Annotated in this window: 14 protein-coding genes; 10 read left to right on the top strand and 4 right to left on the bottom strand. The window is 71.8% G+C overall.

What is annotated here, in order from left to right:
• Nucleotides 1-77 precede the first annotated feature (77 nt).
• From QFZ26_RS09315 to QFZ26_RS09270, 10 genes are all read left to right on the top strand, one after another.
• Complete coding sequence (locus tag QFZ26_RS09315; protein WP_307041418.1) at nt 78-974, top strand: ABC transporter ATP-binding protein; 897 nt, start codon at nt 78-80, stop codon at nt 972-974.
• Nucleotides 974-1,804, top strand: coding sequence for an ABC transporter permease (locus tag QFZ26_RS09310; RefSeq protein WP_307041416.1), 831 nt, complete (start codon nt 974-976; stop codon nt 1,802-1,804). Before QFZ26_RS09315 ends, QFZ26_RS09310 begins: the two co-directional genes overlap by 1 nt.
• Nucleotides 1,805-1,806: 2 nt before the next feature.
• Nucleotides 1,807-2,949 (top strand): winged helix DNA-binding domain-containing protein, encoded by a 1,143-nt coding sequence (locus QFZ26_RS09305; RefSeq protein ID WP_307041414.1) that lies wholly within the window; start codon nt 1,807-1,809, stop codon nt 2,947-2,949.
• 72 nt (nt 2,950-3,021) lie between these two features.
• Nucleotides 3,022-3,402: a DUF1304 domain-containing protein gene (locus tag QFZ26_RS09300; RefSeq protein WP_307041412.1), complete on the top strand. Its 381-nt coding sequence runs from the start codon at nt 3,022-3,024 to the stop codon at nt 3,400-3,402.
• Nucleotides 3,403-3,874: 472 nt separating this feature from the next.
• Nucleotides 3,875-5,395 carry a sugar transferase gene (locus QFZ26_RS09295; RefSeq protein ID WP_307041410.1) on the top strand — a complete coding sequence of 507 codons (1,521 nt, stop codon included), beginning with the start codon at nt 3,875-3,877 and terminating at the stop codon, nt 5,393-5,395.
• 13 nt (nt 5,396-5,408) lie between these two features.
• Nucleotides 5,409-6,248 (top strand): WecB/TagA/CpsF family glycosyltransferase, encoded by an 840-nt coding sequence (locus tag QFZ26_RS09290; protein ID WP_307041408.1) that lies wholly within the window; start codon nt 5,409-5,411, stop codon nt 6,246-6,248.
• Nucleotides 6,245-9,442: an exopolysaccharide biosynthesis GT4 family glycosyltransferase EpsE gene (gene epsE, locus QFZ26_RS09285; RefSeq protein ID WP_307041406.1), complete on the top strand. Its 3,198-nt coding sequence runs from the start codon at nt 6,245-6,247 to the stop codon at nt 9,440-9,442. The genes QFZ26_RS09290 and epsE overlap by 4 nt, the downstream gene beginning before the upstream one ends.
• Nucleotides 9,439-10,782 (top strand): hypothetical protein, encoded by a 1,344-nt coding sequence (locus QFZ26_RS09280; protein WP_307041404.1) that lies wholly within the window; start codon nt 9,439-9,441, stop codon nt 10,780-10,782. The genes epsE and QFZ26_RS09280 overlap by 4 nt, the downstream gene beginning before the upstream one ends.
• Nucleotides 10,772-12,196 carry an O-antigen ligase family protein gene (locus QFZ26_RS09275; RefSeq protein ID WP_307041403.1) on the top strand — a complete coding sequence of 475 codons (1,425 nt, stop codon included), beginning with the start codon at nt 10,772-10,774 and terminating at the stop codon, nt 12,194-12,196. Before QFZ26_RS09280 ends, QFZ26_RS09275 begins: the two co-directional genes overlap by 11 nt.
• Complete coding sequence (locus QFZ26_RS09270) at nt 12,196-12,936, top strand: chain-length determining protein (RefSeq protein WP_307041401.1); 741 nt, start codon at nt 12,196-12,198, stop codon at nt 12,934-12,936. Before QFZ26_RS09275 ends, QFZ26_RS09270 begins: the two co-directional genes overlap by 1 nt.
• A 31-nt stretch (nt 12,937-12,967) precedes the next feature.
• Here the strand turns inward: QFZ26_RS09270 and QFZ26_RS09265 are convergent, their stop codons facing one another.
• From QFZ26_RS09265 to QFZ26_RS09250, 4 genes are read right to left on the bottom strand one after another with little or no spacing between them, the layout of a single operon-like run.
• Nucleotides 12,968-13,849, bottom strand: a complete 882-nt coding sequence (locus QFZ26_RS09265) for a DUF6492 family protein (RefSeq protein WP_307041399.1) — start codon at nt 13,847-13,849, stop codon at nt 12,968-12,970.
• The gene (locus QFZ26_RS09260; protein ID WP_307041397.1) at nt 13,846-15,138 is read right to left on the bottom strand and encodes a glycosyltransferase family 1 protein; all 1,293 of its coding nucleotides are present in this window, start codon (nt 15,136-15,138) and stop codon (nt 13,846-13,848) included. The genes QFZ26_RS09265 and QFZ26_RS09260 overlap by 4 nt, the downstream gene beginning before the upstream one ends.
• Nucleotides 15,123-16,298: a DegT/DnrJ/EryC1/StrS family aminotransferase gene (locus QFZ26_RS09255; protein ID WP_307041395.1), complete on the bottom strand. Its 1,176-nt coding sequence runs from the start codon at nt 16,296-16,298 to the stop codon at nt 15,123-15,125. The genes QFZ26_RS09260 and QFZ26_RS09255 overlap by 16 nt, the downstream gene beginning before the upstream one ends.
• Nucleotides 16,295-17,263 (bottom strand): oligosaccharide flippase family protein, encoded by a 969-nt coding sequence (locus tag QFZ26_RS09250; protein ID WP_307041393.1) that lies wholly within the window; start codon nt 17,261-17,263, stop codon nt 16,295-16,297. Before QFZ26_RS09250 ends, QFZ26_RS09255 begins: the two co-directional genes overlap by 4 nt.
• Between the last annotated feature and the right edge of the window lie 14 nt (nt 17,264-17,277).

The raw sequence follows: 17,277 nt of genomic DNA, 5'->3' as shown, positions 1-17,277 counted from the left end.
GTGGCGGCTCCGGTCGCCGGGCCGTGCGGGGGTGCGGCCGAGTGCGGCCGAGTTCGCCCCCGACGGGAGGAGCAGGCATGCCGAGCGGCATTCCCATCGAGATCACGGGCCTGAGCAAGCACTTCGGACCGGTCACCGCCGTGGAAGACCTCAGCTTCACGGTGCAGCCCGGACGGGTCACCGGATTCCTCGGACCGAACGGCGCCGGCAAGACCACGACGCTGCGCGTGCTGCTCGGACTCGTGCACGCGAGCGCCGGCACCGCGACGTTCGGCGGCACGCTCTACGCCTCGCTCGAACGACCGATCGAGACCGTCGGCGCGGCGCTCGACGCGAACTTCCACCCGGGCCGCACGGCGCGCGACCACCTGAAGGTCTACGCGACGGCGGCCGGCCTGTCGAAGGCGCGGGTGCCGATCGTGCTCGACCAGGTGGGCATCGCCGAGTTCGCCGACCGCCGCGTCGGCGGCTACTCGCTCGGCATGCGGCAGCGGCTCGCGCTCGCGTACACGCTGCTCGGCGATCCGGGCGTGTTCGTGCTCGACGAGCCGATCAACGGCCTCGATCCCGAAGGGATCAAGTGGATCCGCGGCTTCCTGCAGAGCCTCGCCCGTGAAGGACGCACGGTGCTCGTGAGCTCGCACCTGCTCAGCGAGGTGCAGCAGAGCGTCGACGAGGTCATCATCATCTCGAAGGGGCGACTCGTGAAGAGCGGCACCCTCGCGAGCCTCGAACTCGACTCGGCGCCCCGCACGATCGTCGACTCGCCAGATCGCGAGTCGCTCTCGGCCGCCCTCGACGAGGCGGGCCTCGAGTACACCGAGGGCCGCAACGGCTTCATCGTCGCCGAGCCCGACCCCGCACGCGTCGGGCACGCCGCCTTCCTCGGCGCGGTCGAGTTGAGCGCCCTGCATCGGCTGAAATCCGGCCTTGAAGAGTCGTTCCTCTCGCTCGTCAACGGGGGTGAGGAGTGATGGCGTTCGTCCGCGCGATCGGTGCCGAGTTCCAGAAGGTCTTCACGACCCGCATGTGGTGGCTCATCGCCATCCTGCTCGCTGCGTACGTCGCACTCATGGCGGGCGGGCTGGGCGCGTTCTTCGGCTGGGCGAGCGCGAATCCGGATGCAGCGGCATCCGCCGGCGGAAACACCTCCCTGCCCCCCGGCCTCGACCTCGCCCCCCTGATCTACAGCTTCGCCTCATCGATCGGGTACGTGTTCCCGGTGCTCCTCGGCGCCCTCGCGGTCACCGGCGAGTTCCGGCACAAGACGCTCACGCCCACCTTCCTCGCCGAGCCGCACCGCACCTCCGTGCTCTCGGCGAAGTTCCTGTCGCAGCTCGTCGTCGGAGCCGGGCTCGGCGTCATCGCCTTCGCGGTGTCCGTCGGCGCGGGCGCCGCGGCGCTCGCGGGCTTCGGGCTCGACACGGGCCTCGACTCGAGCGACATCTGGGCGCTCGTCGGCCGCGGCATCCTCGCCATGGCGCTCTGGGGCGCGATCGGCGTGGGGCTCGGCACGCTCGTGACCAACCAGGTCGCTGCGATCGTCATCGTCATCGCGTTCACGCAGTTCGTCGAGCCGATCCTGCGCGTCGCGTCTTCGTTGAGTGACATCACGGCGAACATCGGCAAGTTCCTCCCAGGGGCGGCGAGTGACGCACTCGTCGGGGCGTCGTTCTACAACATCGCCGCAACCGGAGGCGCGGTGACGCTCGAGTGGTGGCAGGGCGGCCTCGTGCTGCTCGGCATCGCGGTCGTCGCGACCGTCATCGGCGGAGCGACCACCTGGCGGCGGGACGTGTCGTAACGGTGGAGCTCGCGGAGCTGCGGCAGCTGCGCCTGCGGGTGCAGGGACTCCGTGCGCCGTTCGACGAGTCCGCCCCCGAGGTCGTGCGCCGATTCGTGGCGGTCCAGGCACAGGAGTTCCTGCCCGCGCAGTGGGGGCTCGCCGCGCGGGTGCCGCGCGGGTCACGGCCGGATGCGGCATCCATCGCCGCCTCGCTCGACGCCGGCGAGATCCTCCGCACGCACGTGCTGCGCCCGACGTGGCATTTCCTGCACCCCGCCGACGCCCGGTGGGTGCTCGAACTCTCCGCGGAGCGGGTGCACCGCGCGAACGGGACGTACTACCGGCGCACCGGCATCGAGGGGCCGGATGCCGCGAAGGGCCTCGATCTCGTCGCCGCCGCGCTCGCGGGCGGGCATCGCACACGAGCCGAGCTCGTCGCGGACCTCGACGCCGGCGGGATGCCCTCGGCCGGGCTCGCGTTCACGTACCTCATGATGCTCGCCGAGCTCGAGCGGGTCGCGATCAGCGGCGCCAACTCCGGCAAGCAGCGCACGTACGCGGCGTTCGACGAGCGCGTTCCGCCGTCGGCGCCGAAGCCGCGCGACGAGGCACTCGCCGATCTCGCGGCGCGGTTCATCGCCTCCCGGAGCCCCGTGACCGACCGCGACTTCTCGGCGTGGTCGAGCTTCACCCTCGGCGACACCCGGCAGGCGTTCGCGGATGCCGCAGCGGCGAGCGACGGTCGCATCGAGCCGATCGAGGTCGACGGAGTCGTGCACTGGCTCGACGCGGCGCTGGCGGCGGACGCCGGGCGGGGTGAGCCTCTCGCGGGCGACTCGAGTGCCGGCGGCTCGGAGGTCGTCGACCTGCTGCAGGCGTACGACGAGTACATCATGGGGTACGCCGCGCCCCGCGCGTACCTGCTCCCGGCCGCTCTCGACACGGTGCACGCCGAGACCGCGCTCCACGCGCTGATGGTCGACGGGGTGATGGCGGGTCGTTGGGCGCCGATCACGCAAGGCCGGCGAGCCGTGGTGCGCATCGTGCCGTGGCGACCGTTCACGCCGAGCGAGGATCGTGCGCTCGCGGCATCCGTCGCCGACGTCGAGCGATTTCTCGGCGAGCCCGTCACGGTCGAGCGGGACGCGCCGAACGGGCCCTGACGGGGCGCCCTCGCGGCCCGGTCGCCCACCAGCCGGCTGCCGTGTATCCGGATGAGGCCGTACGATCGCGGCATGGCAGTCATCGGAAGCATCGTCGTCGCCCTTGCCGCACTGCTGCACGGCTACATCTTCCTCATGGAGAGCGTGTGGTGGACCCGCCCCGCGACGTGGAAGCGCTTCGGCGTCGCCGACCAGGCCGCAGCCGACACGACGAAGCCGATGGCGTACAACCAGGGCTTCTACAACCTGTTCCTCGGCCTCGGCGCGGCCGTCGGGCTGGTGCTCTACTGGGCCGGCGAGACCGACGCGGGCAAGACGCTCGTGCTCTTCACGACGGCATGCATGGTGCTCGCGGCGCTCGTGCTCACCACGACCGGGCGCGGCTACCTGAGGCCGGCCCTCATCCAGGGCACGCTGCCGCTCATCGGCTTCGTGCTGTTCGCGCTCGCCTGATGGCACGGACGCCGTCGAGACGGTCGGCGTGCTCGTTCCGGCGTGACCCTCGCGCGGCGGCGTCACGGCCTCTCCACCTCGGCGTCCGTTGTGAGCGATTCTCAACTCCCCCCGAATGGGGCTCTAGCTCACCGGCCGCTGCGGCGGTACCTTCGCAGTGGACTCTCTCGTCGGTCTCGGAACTGGGCTCCGTGGCCTGCGAGAATCCAATGCACGACACGAACGCGCGAGAATTCGCGACGCGACGCACCCGAGCGTCGCGACTGGGCTGCACGAAGCGACGCACCCGAGCGTCGCGACTGGGCTGTACACGGCCGGTCCCCGACCGTTCCATCCTGCCCGTGAGGGCTGCGCACCCGAGGCTCCCCCATGACCGCGCCCCCAGCGCGCGTCGCTTCAGCGACGCCCGGCGCACGCGTACCCGCGCGTGCGTCCATTTGCCCGATACCGACGACGTCCGCTTCCTGCGGCGGTGAGCACCGTGACTGAGGCGGTGGAGTTCGGCCCCCCGGCTCTGCCGCCTCGCCGCGCACGGACCCACCTGAGGCTGGTCACGCCGGATGACGGATCCGCGGTCGTCTCGAACCGCGCGTGGGCGTCGCGTTATCGCGCCCGACTCATCGTCTGCGACGTGCTGGTGGTCGTGGCGACCGCGATCGGCGCGTTCCAGGCGGCGCTCCTCCTCACCGCCGAACCGTCGGTGGCCGCCACGATGACGGCACCGGCGGCGCTCGCGGCCGCGGTGTGGCTCTCCTCGCTCGCGGTCTTCCGCACTCGCGACGAGCGCCTCTTCGCGGTCGGCGCCGGCGAGTACAAGCGCATGCTCAGCGCGAGCACGATCGCGATCGGCATCATGGCCATCGCCGTCCTGAGCCTCGAGGTCACGGCGCCCAGACCCTACCTCCTCGTGGCCTGGACCCTCGGCGTGCCGCTCCTGCTGCTCGAACGATGGGGCTGGCGCCGATGGCTGAACCACGAGCGTCAGGAGGGCAGGGCGCTGCCGAGCGCCGTCGTCGTCGGCGACGCCGACGACGTGGCGGAGGTCATCACGCGGATGAACCGGGGTCCGGTCGTGTACGCCGTGGCCGGGGTCGCGATCGAGGCGCCGGACCAGGGCACGTTCCTTCGTGCCGGCCAGCGTTCGTTCCCGATCCTCGGGCCTCCGGCGGGAGTCGTCGCCGAAGCCGACCGGATCGGCGCCCGGGCAGTGATCGTGGCCGGCGGGACATCCGGAGACTGCGCCTTCGTGAAGCGGCTCGGCTGGCAGCTCGAGGGCACGTCGATGGAGCTCGTGCTCGCAACCCGCCTGACCGAGGTCGCGGGCCCCCGCATCCACTTCCAGATCATCGACGACCTCCCACTCATGCACGTCGACATCCCGCGCTTCGAAGGCGGCAAGCACGTCGCCAAGCGCGGGCTCGACATCGCGGGCGCCGCCATCGGCCTGGTCGCGCTTGCGCCGCTGCTCCTCGCGATCGCCCTCACCGTCCGGCTCGACAGCCCCGGTGGTGCGATCTTCCGACAGGAGCGGATCGGCCGCAACGGGCGTGTCTTCACGCTCCTGAAGTTCCGTTCGATGAACGCGACCGCCGAGCAAGAACTCGCGGCGCTGCTCGAACGGAACGAGGGCAGCGGCGTGCTGTTCAAGTTGCACGACGATCCGCGCATCACGCGCGTCGGCCACGTGCTGCGCAAGTACTCGCTCGACGAGCTGCCGCAGCTCTGGAACGTCCTCGTCGGCGACATGAGCCTCGTCGGCCCGAGGCCGCCGCTCGCGAGCGAGGTCGCGGGCTACGAAGCCCACGTGCGCCGGCGTCTCTACCTGAAGCCGGGCCTCACCGGCCCGTGGCAGGTGAGCGGGCGATCCGACCTCGATTGGGAGGAGAGCGTTCGGCTCGACCTGCACTACATCGAGAACTGGTCGCTCGTCGGCGACCTCATGCTGCTCTGGCGCACGATGCACGTCGTGCTCCACCCCGTCGGGGCGTATTGAGGCGGCGACCGACGTGACTGCGCGCACCGACACCACGACCCGTCTCCGCCTCGGCGGCGTTCCCGTCGACCTCATCCGATTGGACGAGGCGATCGGCGAGATCTCGGCGAGGTTCACGGATGCCTCGCGCCGGCCCCTCGGCGTCGCCTCGATCAACCTCGACCACATCCACCACTTCGGCGACGCACGCGGCGGCGCCGGGCAGCCGTTGCACTCGGGCGAGGCCGCTCCGGTGGAGTGGCTCAACCTCGTCGACGGCGCGCCGATCGCTGCGGCGGCCCGCCGGATCACCCGTGCCGACTGGCCTCGGCTCGCCGGCAGCGACCTCATCGACGCGCTGCTCGATCGAGCCGAGGCCGCCCACGTCTCGGTCGGATTCCTCGGCGGATCGCACGAGGCGCACGACATGCTCGCGCAGCGCCTACCCGAGCGACACCCGGCGCTGCGTGTCGCGGGCTCCTGGTCGCCCGATCGCAGTGAACTCACCGACGACGACGCCTCCCTGCAGATCGCCGAGGACATCTCCGTGCACGGTACCGACGTGCTGGTCGTGTGCCTCGGCAAGCCTCGCCAGGAGCTCTGGATCGAGCGCTACGGGCCCCGTACGGGGGCGCACGTGCTCCTCGCGTTCGGGGCAGTGGTCGACTTCCTCGCCGGTCGCGTGAGCCGAGCCCCCGGCTGGGTCGCCGGTCACGGCCTCGAGTGGGCCTGGCGCCTCGCGCTCGAGCCCCGGCGCCTCGCCCACCGGTACCTGGTCGACGGGCCGTCGGCGTACCTCACCCTGCGCCGCTCGATCGCCCCGGCGATCGAGCGCAGGCGGGCCGTCGGCGCGGAAGGGCGGGCCGTCGGATGACGCTCGCCGAGGTTCGTACGACGACCCCACCGCCGCCGAGCACCCGCGCGGTGCCGCGGGGCACGATCGTGATCCCCGCGCACGACGAGGAGGCGGTGATCCTCCGCACGCTCCACGCGGTGCAGCCGTTGCTCGAGAACGGGCTCGCCGAGGTCGTCGTCGCGTGCAACGGCTGCACCGACCGCACGGCCGAGCTCGCGGCATCCGTCGCCGGAGTCCGGGTGATCGAGACCGACGTGCCCATGAAGACGGCGGCCTTGAACGCCGCGGATGCCACGGCCTCGCACTGGCCTCGCCTCTACCTGGACGCCGACATCGAGATCTCGCCGGAGGCCGCGCTCGAGGTGCTCGACACCGTCGCCCGTGGTGAGGCGCTGGCCGCGCGGCCGGAGTTCCGCTACGTGACCGACTCGGCCTCCGCGCTCGTGCGGTCGTACTACCGCGCGCGCGACCGCCTGCCCGGAACCCGCAGCGGGTTGTGGGGGGCCGGCGCGTTCGCACTCGGCGCCGAGGGTCATGCCCGATTCGGCACCTTCCCGGCGGTGACCGCCGACGACCTCTTCGTCGATCGGCAGTTCCGGGCATCCGAGAAGCGGTCGGTGCCGACGACCCCCGTTCCCGTGCACACCCCCCGGCGGGCGCGGAGCCTGATGGCGGTGCTGCGCCGACAGTCCCGGGGCTCCGGCGAGCTCGCCCTCGGACCGGCCACGACCACCCGATCGACGGCGCGGGCGCTGCTCGGGTCGATCCGCGGGCCCGCCTCGGCGTTCGACGCCGTCGTCTACGCCGTGCTGAGCGCCGCATCGCGACGCCCCGGTCGCGGCCGACGGTCCGGTCGATCCGACCGGGCGTGGGAACGCGACGACTCGGCCCGCATCGTGCGCACCGCAACACCTCTTGCAGCGTGGCGGCCGCCGACGATCGATCGCACCCCGCACGAACCGGCGGCCGCAGTCGCACCGGTGCGCACCCCGGCGTTCGCCGGGCCGGATGAGCGTGTCGACGTGGCGGCGATCATCGTGACCTACGAGAGCCGCGAATGCATCGACGGCATCCTCGATTCGCTCCGAGCGGAGACCGCGGGGCATTCGATCCGCGCGATCGTCGCGGACAACGCCTCGTGCGACGGCACGCTCTCGCGAGTGCTCGGGCGGCATCCTGACGTCTTCGCCATCGGCACCGGCGGCAACCTCGGCTACGCCGGAGCGATCAATATCGCATCCGCCCTCGTCGGTGCCGCTCGCGCGATCCTCATCCTGAACCCCGACGCCGTCATCGAGCCGGGAAGCGTCGGAGCGATGCTGGACCGGCTCGATCGAAGCGGCGCGGGAGCGGTCGTGCCTCGCATCCGCAGCGGGGACGGCAGCGTCTCGCCCTCGATCCGTCGGGAGCCGACCCTGCTCGCAACACTCGGCGACGCCCTCTGCGGAGCGCGGATGCGGGGTCGGCCCGGCCGCCTCTCCGAGACGGTCTTCGAGGCATCCGCCTACCGGCATCCGCATCCGATCGAGTGGGCGACCGGTGCGGCGCTCATGGTCGACGCGAAGCTCGCCGATCGCATCGGACCGTGGGACGAGCGGTACTTCCTGTTCTCCGAGGAGACCGACTACCTCCGGCGGCTCCGGACGGCGGGCGCCTCCGTCTGGTACGAGCCGGCGGCCGAGGTGACGCACCTGCAGGGCGCGTCGGGGTTCTCCCCCCGGCTGAACGCGCTCTCGGCGGTGAACCGCATCCGCTACGCACAGAAGTTCCGCTCACCGAGGTACGCGGCGGCGTTCCGGGCGATCACCGTCCTCGCCGAGGCGCTGCGCCTCGGGCGGCCCCAGAACGCCGGAACCCTCGGGGTCGTGCTCAGCACGGCCCGTTGGTCGGAACTGCCGCACGCACCCGGGCACGGCGCGCCGGCTCCGAACGTGCCGTCGTCGGGCACGACCTTCGGGTACCTCGTGCCGGAGTTCCCTGGCCAGACGCACGCGTTCTTCTGGCGCGAGATCACCGCGTTGCGGCACCTCGGCGCCACGCCGCACCTCATCTCGACCCGCAAGCCCCCGCGCGCGTTGCGGACGCATGCGTGGGCGGAGGCAGCGGCGGCAGAGGCGCAGTACCTCTTCCCGGGCTCACCCGGGGTCGTGCTCTCAGCCGCGGCGCTGCTCCTCTCCACAGCGGTGCGCGGTCGCGCCGGTCCGCTGTTCCGGGAGATCGAGCAGGCGCACTCCACCTCCCATGAGAGTCGCGCCCGCCTCATCGGGCTCGGACTGGCCGGCGCCGAGCTGGCGGTCGTCGCCCGGCGCGGCGGATGGTGCCACGTGCACGTGCACTCGTGCGCCGACTCGGCCTGGGTCGCGTTGTTCGCCCACCTGTTGACGGGCCTGCGTTACAGCCTGACGGCGCACGGCCCGCTCGGCGACTACGGCGGCGGCCAGGACGCGAAGTGGTCGCACGCCGGGTTCGGGCTCGCCATCACGACCCGTCTGCGCGACGAGATCGAGGCGGAGCTCGAGGGGAACGTGCCCCCCGACCTCGCGATCGCGCCGATGGGCATCGATCCCGAGCATTTCATGCGGCGCCTTCCGTACCGGCCGTGGACTGCCGGGACGACGGCACGGATCCTCAGCTGCGGCCGGCTGAACCCGAGCAAGGGGCACGACGACCTGGTGCGAGCGCTGGCGCTGCTCGTCGCGGAGGGCCGCGACGTCGAACTCGTGATCGCCGGCGAGGACGACGACGGGGGCACCGGCTACCGCCAGTGGCTCGAGGCGTTCATCGCGGCATCCGGCGTCGCGGATCGTGTCATCCTGCTCGGTGCCGTCTCGGAGGACGCCGTTCGAGCCGAGCTCGGCCGGGCCCACGTGTTCGCGCTCGCGAGCCATGCGGAGCCGCTCGGCGTCGCCATCATGGAGGCGATGGCGATGAGCGTGCCCGTCGTCGTCACCGCGGAGGGCGGCGTTCGTGAGCTCGTCGAGGACCGGGTGACTGGGATCCTCGCCAACGCGCACGCGCCGTGGACCTTCGCCACGGAGATCGCTCATCTGCTCGATCGCCCCGAGATCGCGATCGGACTCGGGCTCCGCGCACGCGACCACGTCAGCCGACGGTTCAACAGCGCGCGAAGCGCCGCGACGCTCCTCCATCTCGTCGAGGAGAGCACGCACGAGGATGATCCCCGCGACGCGGAGCAGGAGCGGGAGTCATGACGCGGCGCGCGCTCGGCACCGGCATCGCGGCTGCGGTCGCCGGTGCGGTGGCGATCGTCGCGATCACGATCGCGCTGACGCCGGGGTCTCCGTCGGCGCAGCCGCGAACCGGTCCGGCCGTCACCGGGGCGCCCGGGCCGGGCTCGTCGGCGATGGTGGGCGTCACCGTCCGCGAGGTCGACGGCGGCGCGGACTTCTTCGCCCGGTTCGAGGGCGGCCTGCCGGCCTCGCCGGGCTTCTTCCCCATCGCCGTCTGGTTCGCGAGCGTCACCTCGCGCGCCGACGTGCGGGCGGATGCGCGCACCGGCATCAACGCCTACGTCGAGCTCACGGCGAACTCCGACGTGTCGCTCATCACCCACGCCGGCATGCACGCGATCCCGAGCGTTCCCGCCGAGGGAGCGGCGGGCCTCCTCGTCGCCGACGAGGTCGACATGTGGGCCGGCCCGGGCGATGGCGTGTGGACCGGCGCGTATCCCGGAGAGGGCGACGTGTGCCTGGCCGATGTCGCGTGCGGCTACTCGATCATGGCGGAGCTCACCGGCCGAGTGGCCTCCGGCACCATGACGGTGGCCAACTTCGGCAAGGGCGTCGCGTTCTGGGAGACGGATGCCGAGGCACGGCCGTTCCTCGAGTACACCGACGTCGTCTCGGCCGACACCTACTGGTTCACCGACCCGAACATCTGCGGCGCGACCGAGGGCGGCTGGGGGCCGGGCGACGGCGAGGCGATGTCCGAGCAGGCGTGCCGGCTCGCGGCGAACTACGGGTGGACCGTCGAGCACGTGCGCTCGCTCGTCGAGCCGCCCGGGTCGAAGCCGGTCTGGAGCTTCGTCGAGGTCGGGCAGCCGTTCGGCGACAGCGGCCGACCCGCCGTGACGGGCCCCCAGATCCGCGCAGCGGTGTGGAGCGGGATCATTCACGGCGCCCGCGGGGTCGTCTACTTCAACCACAGCTTCGGCGGCGGCTGCGCCTCGGAGAACGTGCTGCGCGACGCATGCGGCGACGAGGTGCGATCGGAGGTCACGGCGTTGAACGCGCAGCTCACCGAGCTCGCTCCGACCTTGAACGCACCGTTCGTCGACGGACTCGTGGAAGTCGGCGGCGACGCGGACGTGGCGGTCAAGCTGCACGACGGCGGCTTCACCGTGATCGCAGGATCGACCCGGCAGGATTTGCAGCAGGTGGAGTTCACGAGTGGATGCCGGGACGCGGCGACCGCGGACGTGCTCGGCGAGGATCGATCGATCCCCGTGACGGACGGCCGATTCAGTGATGAGTTCGCCGACGGCGACGCCGTGCACCTCTACCGACTCGACGGGGGCAGCTGTGGACTCTGAGACGACCATCCGTGAGCCGCGAGCCGCCGACGGCGGGCTCGACCTCTCCCCCGTGTCCCGCGGCCGTACGCCGCTCCTGCTGCGGTTCACGCTCTTCGCGATCTTCTTCTTCCCGGCGACCATGGTCATCGAGCCGCTCGGCGCGTCGGGCACCGTGCCCACCCTCCTCTGCCTCGTGCTCCTGCTCGCCTGGCTCGCCTCGTGGTTGTGGGGCCTGCACGACCCGATCCCGGTGCGGCACCCGGGACGGCTCGCGATCTCGCTGCTCCTTCTCGCGAGCATCGCGTCGTACGCCGCCCTCTACGCCGGCTGGACGGGTGGGAGCACGGAGATGACGCGCGCCTCCGCCGACCGCTGGCTGCTGCTGCTCGCGGCGAGCGCGGCGCTCGTGCTCGTCACCGCGGAAGTGATCCGTACCATGGCCGACGCGCTGCAGCTCGTGCGAGCGCTACTCGCGGGCGCGTTCTTCTGCTGCCTCGTCGGCGTCGCGCAGTTCGTGTTCCGCGTGAACCCGATGGAATGGATCCAGGCGGCCATGCCCGGTTTCACCTACAACGGCGGGGACACGCCGTTCCAGATCCGCGGCTCGCTCATGCGCGTCGCGGGGAGCACGTTCCACTCGATCGAGCTCGGAGTGGTCGCCGCGATGCTCATCCCGTTGTCGATCTGGCGGTCGCTGACCGACCCGCGCGGCCGCCGATGGTTCCACTGGGCCCAGACGGCGCTCCTCGTGTTCGCCGTCACCACGACCGTCTCGCGCTCGGGCATCCTCGGCCTCGTGGTCGCGCTCCTCGTCTTCGTACCGTTCCTGCCGCGCCTCGTACGCCGGGGGCTGCTGCTGTCGGCACCGTTCGTCGTCGCCGGGGTGTTCCTCATCGTGCCGGGGTTCGTCGGCACGATCGCCTCGGCGCTCGGCGCCGATACCTCCGACCCGTCGATCGCGACCCGCGTGAACAACTACCCACGGGTCGTGCAGCTGCTCGACTCCCACCCGATCCTCGGGTCCGGCCCGGGCAACTACACGCCGCCCGACGCACTGCGCATCCTCGACAACCAGTACCTCGGCTCGCTCGTGACCCTCGGCATCGTCGGTCTCCTCGCGACCTTGGCGTACTTCCTCCTGCCGGGCATCGCCGGAGTCCTCGCGGCGCGAGCGGCTGTGCACCCGGCACTCCGCGGCCTTGCGGGCGCAGTCGCGGCCGGCGCACTCGTCGCGGCGGTGTGCTCGATGACGTTCGACTCGCTCTCGTTCCCGGTGTTCGCGCTCCTGTACCCGGCACTCGTCGGCCTCGCCGGAGGCGTCTGGCGCATGGTGCGCCGGGAGGCCGACCTGCGCGACGACGAGAATGCAGCGACGGCGAGGGGCGCCATGATGGCTCGCGCACCCGCCCCGACGGCGAAGGAGGTCGGCTGATGGATCCGACGGCGGTCCTGAAATCCCTGTGGCGATACCGCTGGTACGTGCTGCCGGCGGTGCTCATCACAATCGGCGTGGCGCTCTACGTGTTCATGCTCGGTCCGAGGGCGTACGAGTCGACGATCAGCTACGCCCTCGTGAATCCGGATGTCCCGACCGAGGCCGACATCGAGCGCGATCCGGGCCTCGCGCAGTTGAACGGCGACAACCCCTACCTGCGCTCGACGGACCCGAATCTCGTCGCGAACGTGGTGATCACGCGACTGAACGCACCTGCGACCGGCGAGTACCTCGAGGACGTCGGGCTGAGCAGCGACTACGAGGTCTCGCCGGGCGTCGGGGGCAGCGGCTTCATCGTGCAGATCACCGGCGTCGGCTCCTCCCGGGCGCAATCGCTCGCCACCTCGCGCACGCTCGGTGAGATGTTCGAGAGCGAACTGCAGACGATCCAGACCGTGAACGGCGCCGACGAACGGTTCCTCTTCACCTCGATCGTCGTCGCACAGCCCGATCGGGCGACGGAGCAGTTCGCGAGCCGCCTGCGATCGGTCATCGTCGTGCTCATCGGCGGCGTCATCCTCGTCTTCGGCGCTGTCTCGATCGGGCGCGGCGTCGACGCCGTGCGGGCTCGACGGGCGCTGCAGGCCGCGGCCGCGGCTGCGCCCGGCTCGCGTGTCGACGATCCCGAACCCGGTGATGACGAGCTTCCGCGGATCGGAAGGAAACGCGCGGGGTGAAGTACGCGGGATTGCGCGGGAATGGGCGGGCTCAACGCATCGCCGCGACGAACTCGGCGAGCGCCGCGCGTCGTACCTCAAGCGCGGTGCCCGACTTCGCGGAGACCATGACCGCGACATCCGTCTCCCGGACGCCGCGGAGGAATTCGTCGAAGCCGCTGCGATCGAGGGGGATCTCATCCGGATGGCTCGGGCACCGCATGTCACGCGTGGCGTCGCGCGGATCCGCCCCGAGCACCTCGTCGACGTAGACGCCGTACAGGATCATCTCGGAGAAGTGCAGTTCGCGGCCGATGGCCGCGGCCCAGTGGCGCCCGGTGACGCCCTGCACCCGCTCCAGCATGGCTCGCACCACCGCCGGCGACCAGGCGCACGGCCAGCAGATGTAGTCGGGCAGGGCGGTGGAGCTCGTGGGCGGCAGGCCGAGGAGCTGCCGCGCGACCCGGTGCCAGATCATGTGCCTCGGCAGCGCCGGGGTGACGGCGCCGGGAATGCGGTAGAGCGGCAGGCGGCCGTGTGGGGCGAAGGTCGCCGCGTCGAAGGGCCTCAGGAACGCGACGTCGGAGTCGACGACGAGCGCGATGTCGGTCCGGGCCCTCGCCACGGCCGCGAGCTTCACGATCTGCTGTGCGATCCAGCCGCGAACCGGCGGAAGCGGGGAGCGAAGGCTCACCCACGCGTTGAGGAACGGGACCTTGCGAAAACCGGCGGGCATGACCGAGTTCACGTCCTCGACGGTCGCGTTGCCGCGAGCCAGCACGGCGAAGGCCGCGAGGTCGGCATGGGGCACGATGATGCGATGCCCGACCCCAGGCGCACACTGTTGAAGGGAGGCGCGCAGGTCGCGGCAGAGCTCCAGGTCGGGCGCGTAGCTCGGGGTGATGATCGTCATCGACAGGGCACGCCCGCTCATCGTGGGTCCGTTCGGCCGGTGGATGCCGCGGGGCGCTCGGCCGCTCGTTCGACGGCGTCGACGATCGTCGACGCGACGACGTCCTGCGCCCGGTCCCATCCGATCCCGAGGCGGGCGCTGTGGGACGCGGCGCGCTCGGCACGTTCCGGGAGGTCGCCGGCCTCGACGACCTCGGAGAGCGCGGCGGCAAGCGCGCCCGGGCTCGCCGGGGACCACACGGCATCAGGATGGCGCAGCACCGCCCGTGCGTGCCCCGTGTCGTTCAGCACCGGGATCGCCCCGGCAGCGAGCATCTCCTCCACGACGAGCGTGATGTTCGTGAACGAGAGCGCGATGCCGCCGATCACCCGGTTGTAGAGCTCGTTCAGCCCCTCCGGCGGCACGTGCCCGTGCGACGTCACCGGGATGGTCCAGTCGCGAACGTGGTCGCCGACGACGTGGATCTCCTGCTCGGGATGCATGCCGTGGAAGGCATACATCGCCAGCTTGCCGAGCAGGTATCCGCGTCGATCATTGCCCCGCTTGGCATAGAACACGACGCCGCTGCGGGGGCGCCTGCCCGGAAGCAGCCGGTACGCGTCTCCATCGCGGCCGAACGGTGCGAGTTCGGACGCGACGCCGAGACCGGCGAGCTCGGCCTGCACCATCTCGCCGAGCGCGATCGTGCGGAAGCCGAAGCGGTAGCTGTCCTCGGCGAGCGCGCGCAGCGACCCCTGCGGGTAGAAGAGCGGCTCGAAGTCCTGCACGAAGTAGAGACGCGCCATCGGGGCGGTCCCGCGGACCGCGAGCACATGCGCCGTCTCCCACGAGCTCGCGACCGCGGCATCCACCCCTTCGATGCCGTCGGCGGCATCCCGCACCCGGACGTCGAGCCATGGCCAGTGCTCGCGGATCACCCGCTCGTGACGGCGGACGTCTCCGCCGCGCGGGTCGTAGATGAAGAGGGTCGAATCGAGACCGCGTTCCGAGGCGCCGGAGATCATGCGGAAGAGCGTCGTGTGCCCGCCCGACCCGGGGCCGGGCGCGGTGCTCACCCACCCGGCCCTGATCGCGGCAACGCCACCGCCCCCGTCATCGGCACCGCCTCCGCGCCGCGGCCGGCGCCCGAGCGGACCCGGAAGTCTGCGGGCGTCGAGCGGGTCGGCGAGATCCTCCTCGGCGATCGTCGCCTCGAGCACCTCGGCACCCGTGCGCCGGGAGAGCTCGAAGGCGGCACGACGCACCACCCCGCGCACGCCCTCGCGGCGGAGCCGAGCCACGAGCTCGGCGGCGGTCACCCGGCCGGCCACGAGCCGCTCCGCTCGAGAGCTGGAATCACCACGCGCTCGGCCGGAAGCGCCGGCGCGTGCACGGCAGTCCGAAGCGCCTGCGTGACCGCAACGACCTGCGACGCCGTCATGTGCGGGAACATCGGCAGGCTGAGGATCTCGCCGGCGGCGGCATCCGTCACCGGGCAGTCGGTGCGCCGTATCGTCTGGTCGACGAGCGCCGGCGAACGGTGCAGCGGAACCGGATAGTGGATGCCGGTCGCCACTCCCGCCTCGGCGAGCTCGGCGGCGACTCGTTCGCGATCGCGGACGCGGACGACGTAGAGGTGCCAGACGTGCTCGTTGCCCTCTGCAACGACCGGCAGGGTCAGCTCGTCGAGATCGTGCAGGAGCGCTCCATAGGCGACGGCGATGGCGCGTCGCCGCACGTTCCAGTCCTCCAGTCGGCGGAGCTTCGCCGACAGCACGACCGCCTGCACGGCGTCGAGCCGCGAGTTGAAGCCGAGCAGCTCGTGCGCGTACCTGCGCTCGCTGCCATGCGACCCGAGCATTCTCACGGTGCGCGCGAGCTCCGGGTCATCCGTGGTCACCGCGCCCGCATCGCCGGCGGCGCCCAGGTTCTTGCCCGGGTAGAAGCTCGTCGCCGCGATGGAGGCGAGACCGCCGGATGCCCCGCCGTGACGCCGTGCCCCGTGCGACTGCGCGGCGTCCTCGACGATCACCGCCCCGGCACTCCTGGCGATCGGTTCGAGCCGTTCGACGGGCGCCGGCTGGCCGTACAGGTGCACGGCCACGATCGCCCGGGTGGCGGGGCCGACCGCGGCGGCGGCGGCGGCGGGATCGATGAGGAGGGCGTGCTCGTCGACGTCGACCAGCACGGGCGTCGCACCCGCGCGGAGCACCGCCTCCGCAGTAGCGATGAACGTGTTGGCGGGGATCACGACCTCGTCGCCCCGCCCGACGCCCACCGCACGGAGCGCCGCTTCGAGTGCGTCGGTGCCGTTGCCCATGCCGACGCAGTGGCGGGTCCCGGTGTACGCGGCGTACTCGTGCTCGAACGCCGCGACCGCCGGTCCGCCGATGAACGCGCCGGACTCGAACACCTCGCGCATCGCGGAGCGCACCTCTCCATCGATCTCGTGCTGCTGGGCCACGAGATCGCTGAACGGCACGGTCATCATGTCGCGACCTCCTCGTGCGGTCGCGAGGCAGCCGTCTCGCGGGTTCGCGTGCGCCGGGCGAGCAGGTATCCCGCGCCGATCGGAAGGGTTGCGACAAGGTAGGCGAGCACTCCGGCCGCGCCGCCGGCGAGCACCGCGAGGATCGGCACGGCGATCGTCGCCGCCACCGCGGCCGCGACCACGGCGCAGACGAGGGCACCGAGCGCCGGCGGAACGCACGCTCGCAGGATGAGGGCGGGCGAGGCGCCGACGCCGCGGCGCACGAGCAGGAGGTACACCGGGACGACGACGAACCACGCCACCGCCGCGTGTGCGTATCCCGCGCCTGCGATCCCCCAGAGGGAGACGCCCACCCACAACGCCGGTGCAAGCGCGGCGAACCACACCACCTGGACCCAGAACAGGCCGCCCGTGCGCCCGGCGCCGACGCAGAGATCGGCGAACAGCTCGGTGAGGATCCTGGCCATGCCGAACACGCCGAGCCCGAGCATCGCGGCCGCGGCGGGCGCCCACCGTTCGCCGAAGAGCGTCACCATGAGCGGCACGGCGAGACCGATGAGCAACGCCGAGAGGGGGAAGGCGGCGAACGAGAGTCCCCGCACCACGCGCACCGCCTGCATCGGGAGCCGGCCCACCGCGTGCAGCCGGCCGAATGCCGGCACCGCGACGGTGCGCACGATCGAGTTGACGACGGTGCTCGGCAGGCTCGCGAGGTTGAACGCCATGAGGTACAGGCCGAGCGCGACAGGATCGAGGAGCCGCCCGACGACGACATAGTCGAGGTTGAGGGTCGCGAAGACGACGAGGTTCGAGGCAGCGAGCGGCAGGCCGAGCCGCAGGATGCCTCCGGCCTCACGGCGGTTCCACCCGGGGAGGTACCTGCGGGGGGTGACGATCCAGAACCCGATCGCGGCGACGAGCTGCCCGCGCCGACTCGCGACCAGGCGAGCGCCATGGCGCCCCATCCCCACGTCGCCAT

It is taken from the genome of Agromyces ramosus (assembly GCF_030817175.1).
GTDB lineage: Bacteria > Actinomycetota > Actinomycetes > Actinomycetales > Microbacteriaceae > Agromyces > Agromyces ramosus_A.
The sequence above is the reverse complement of the archived record's forward strand: the minus strand, read 5'-3'. Positions and strand labels throughout refer to the sequence as shown.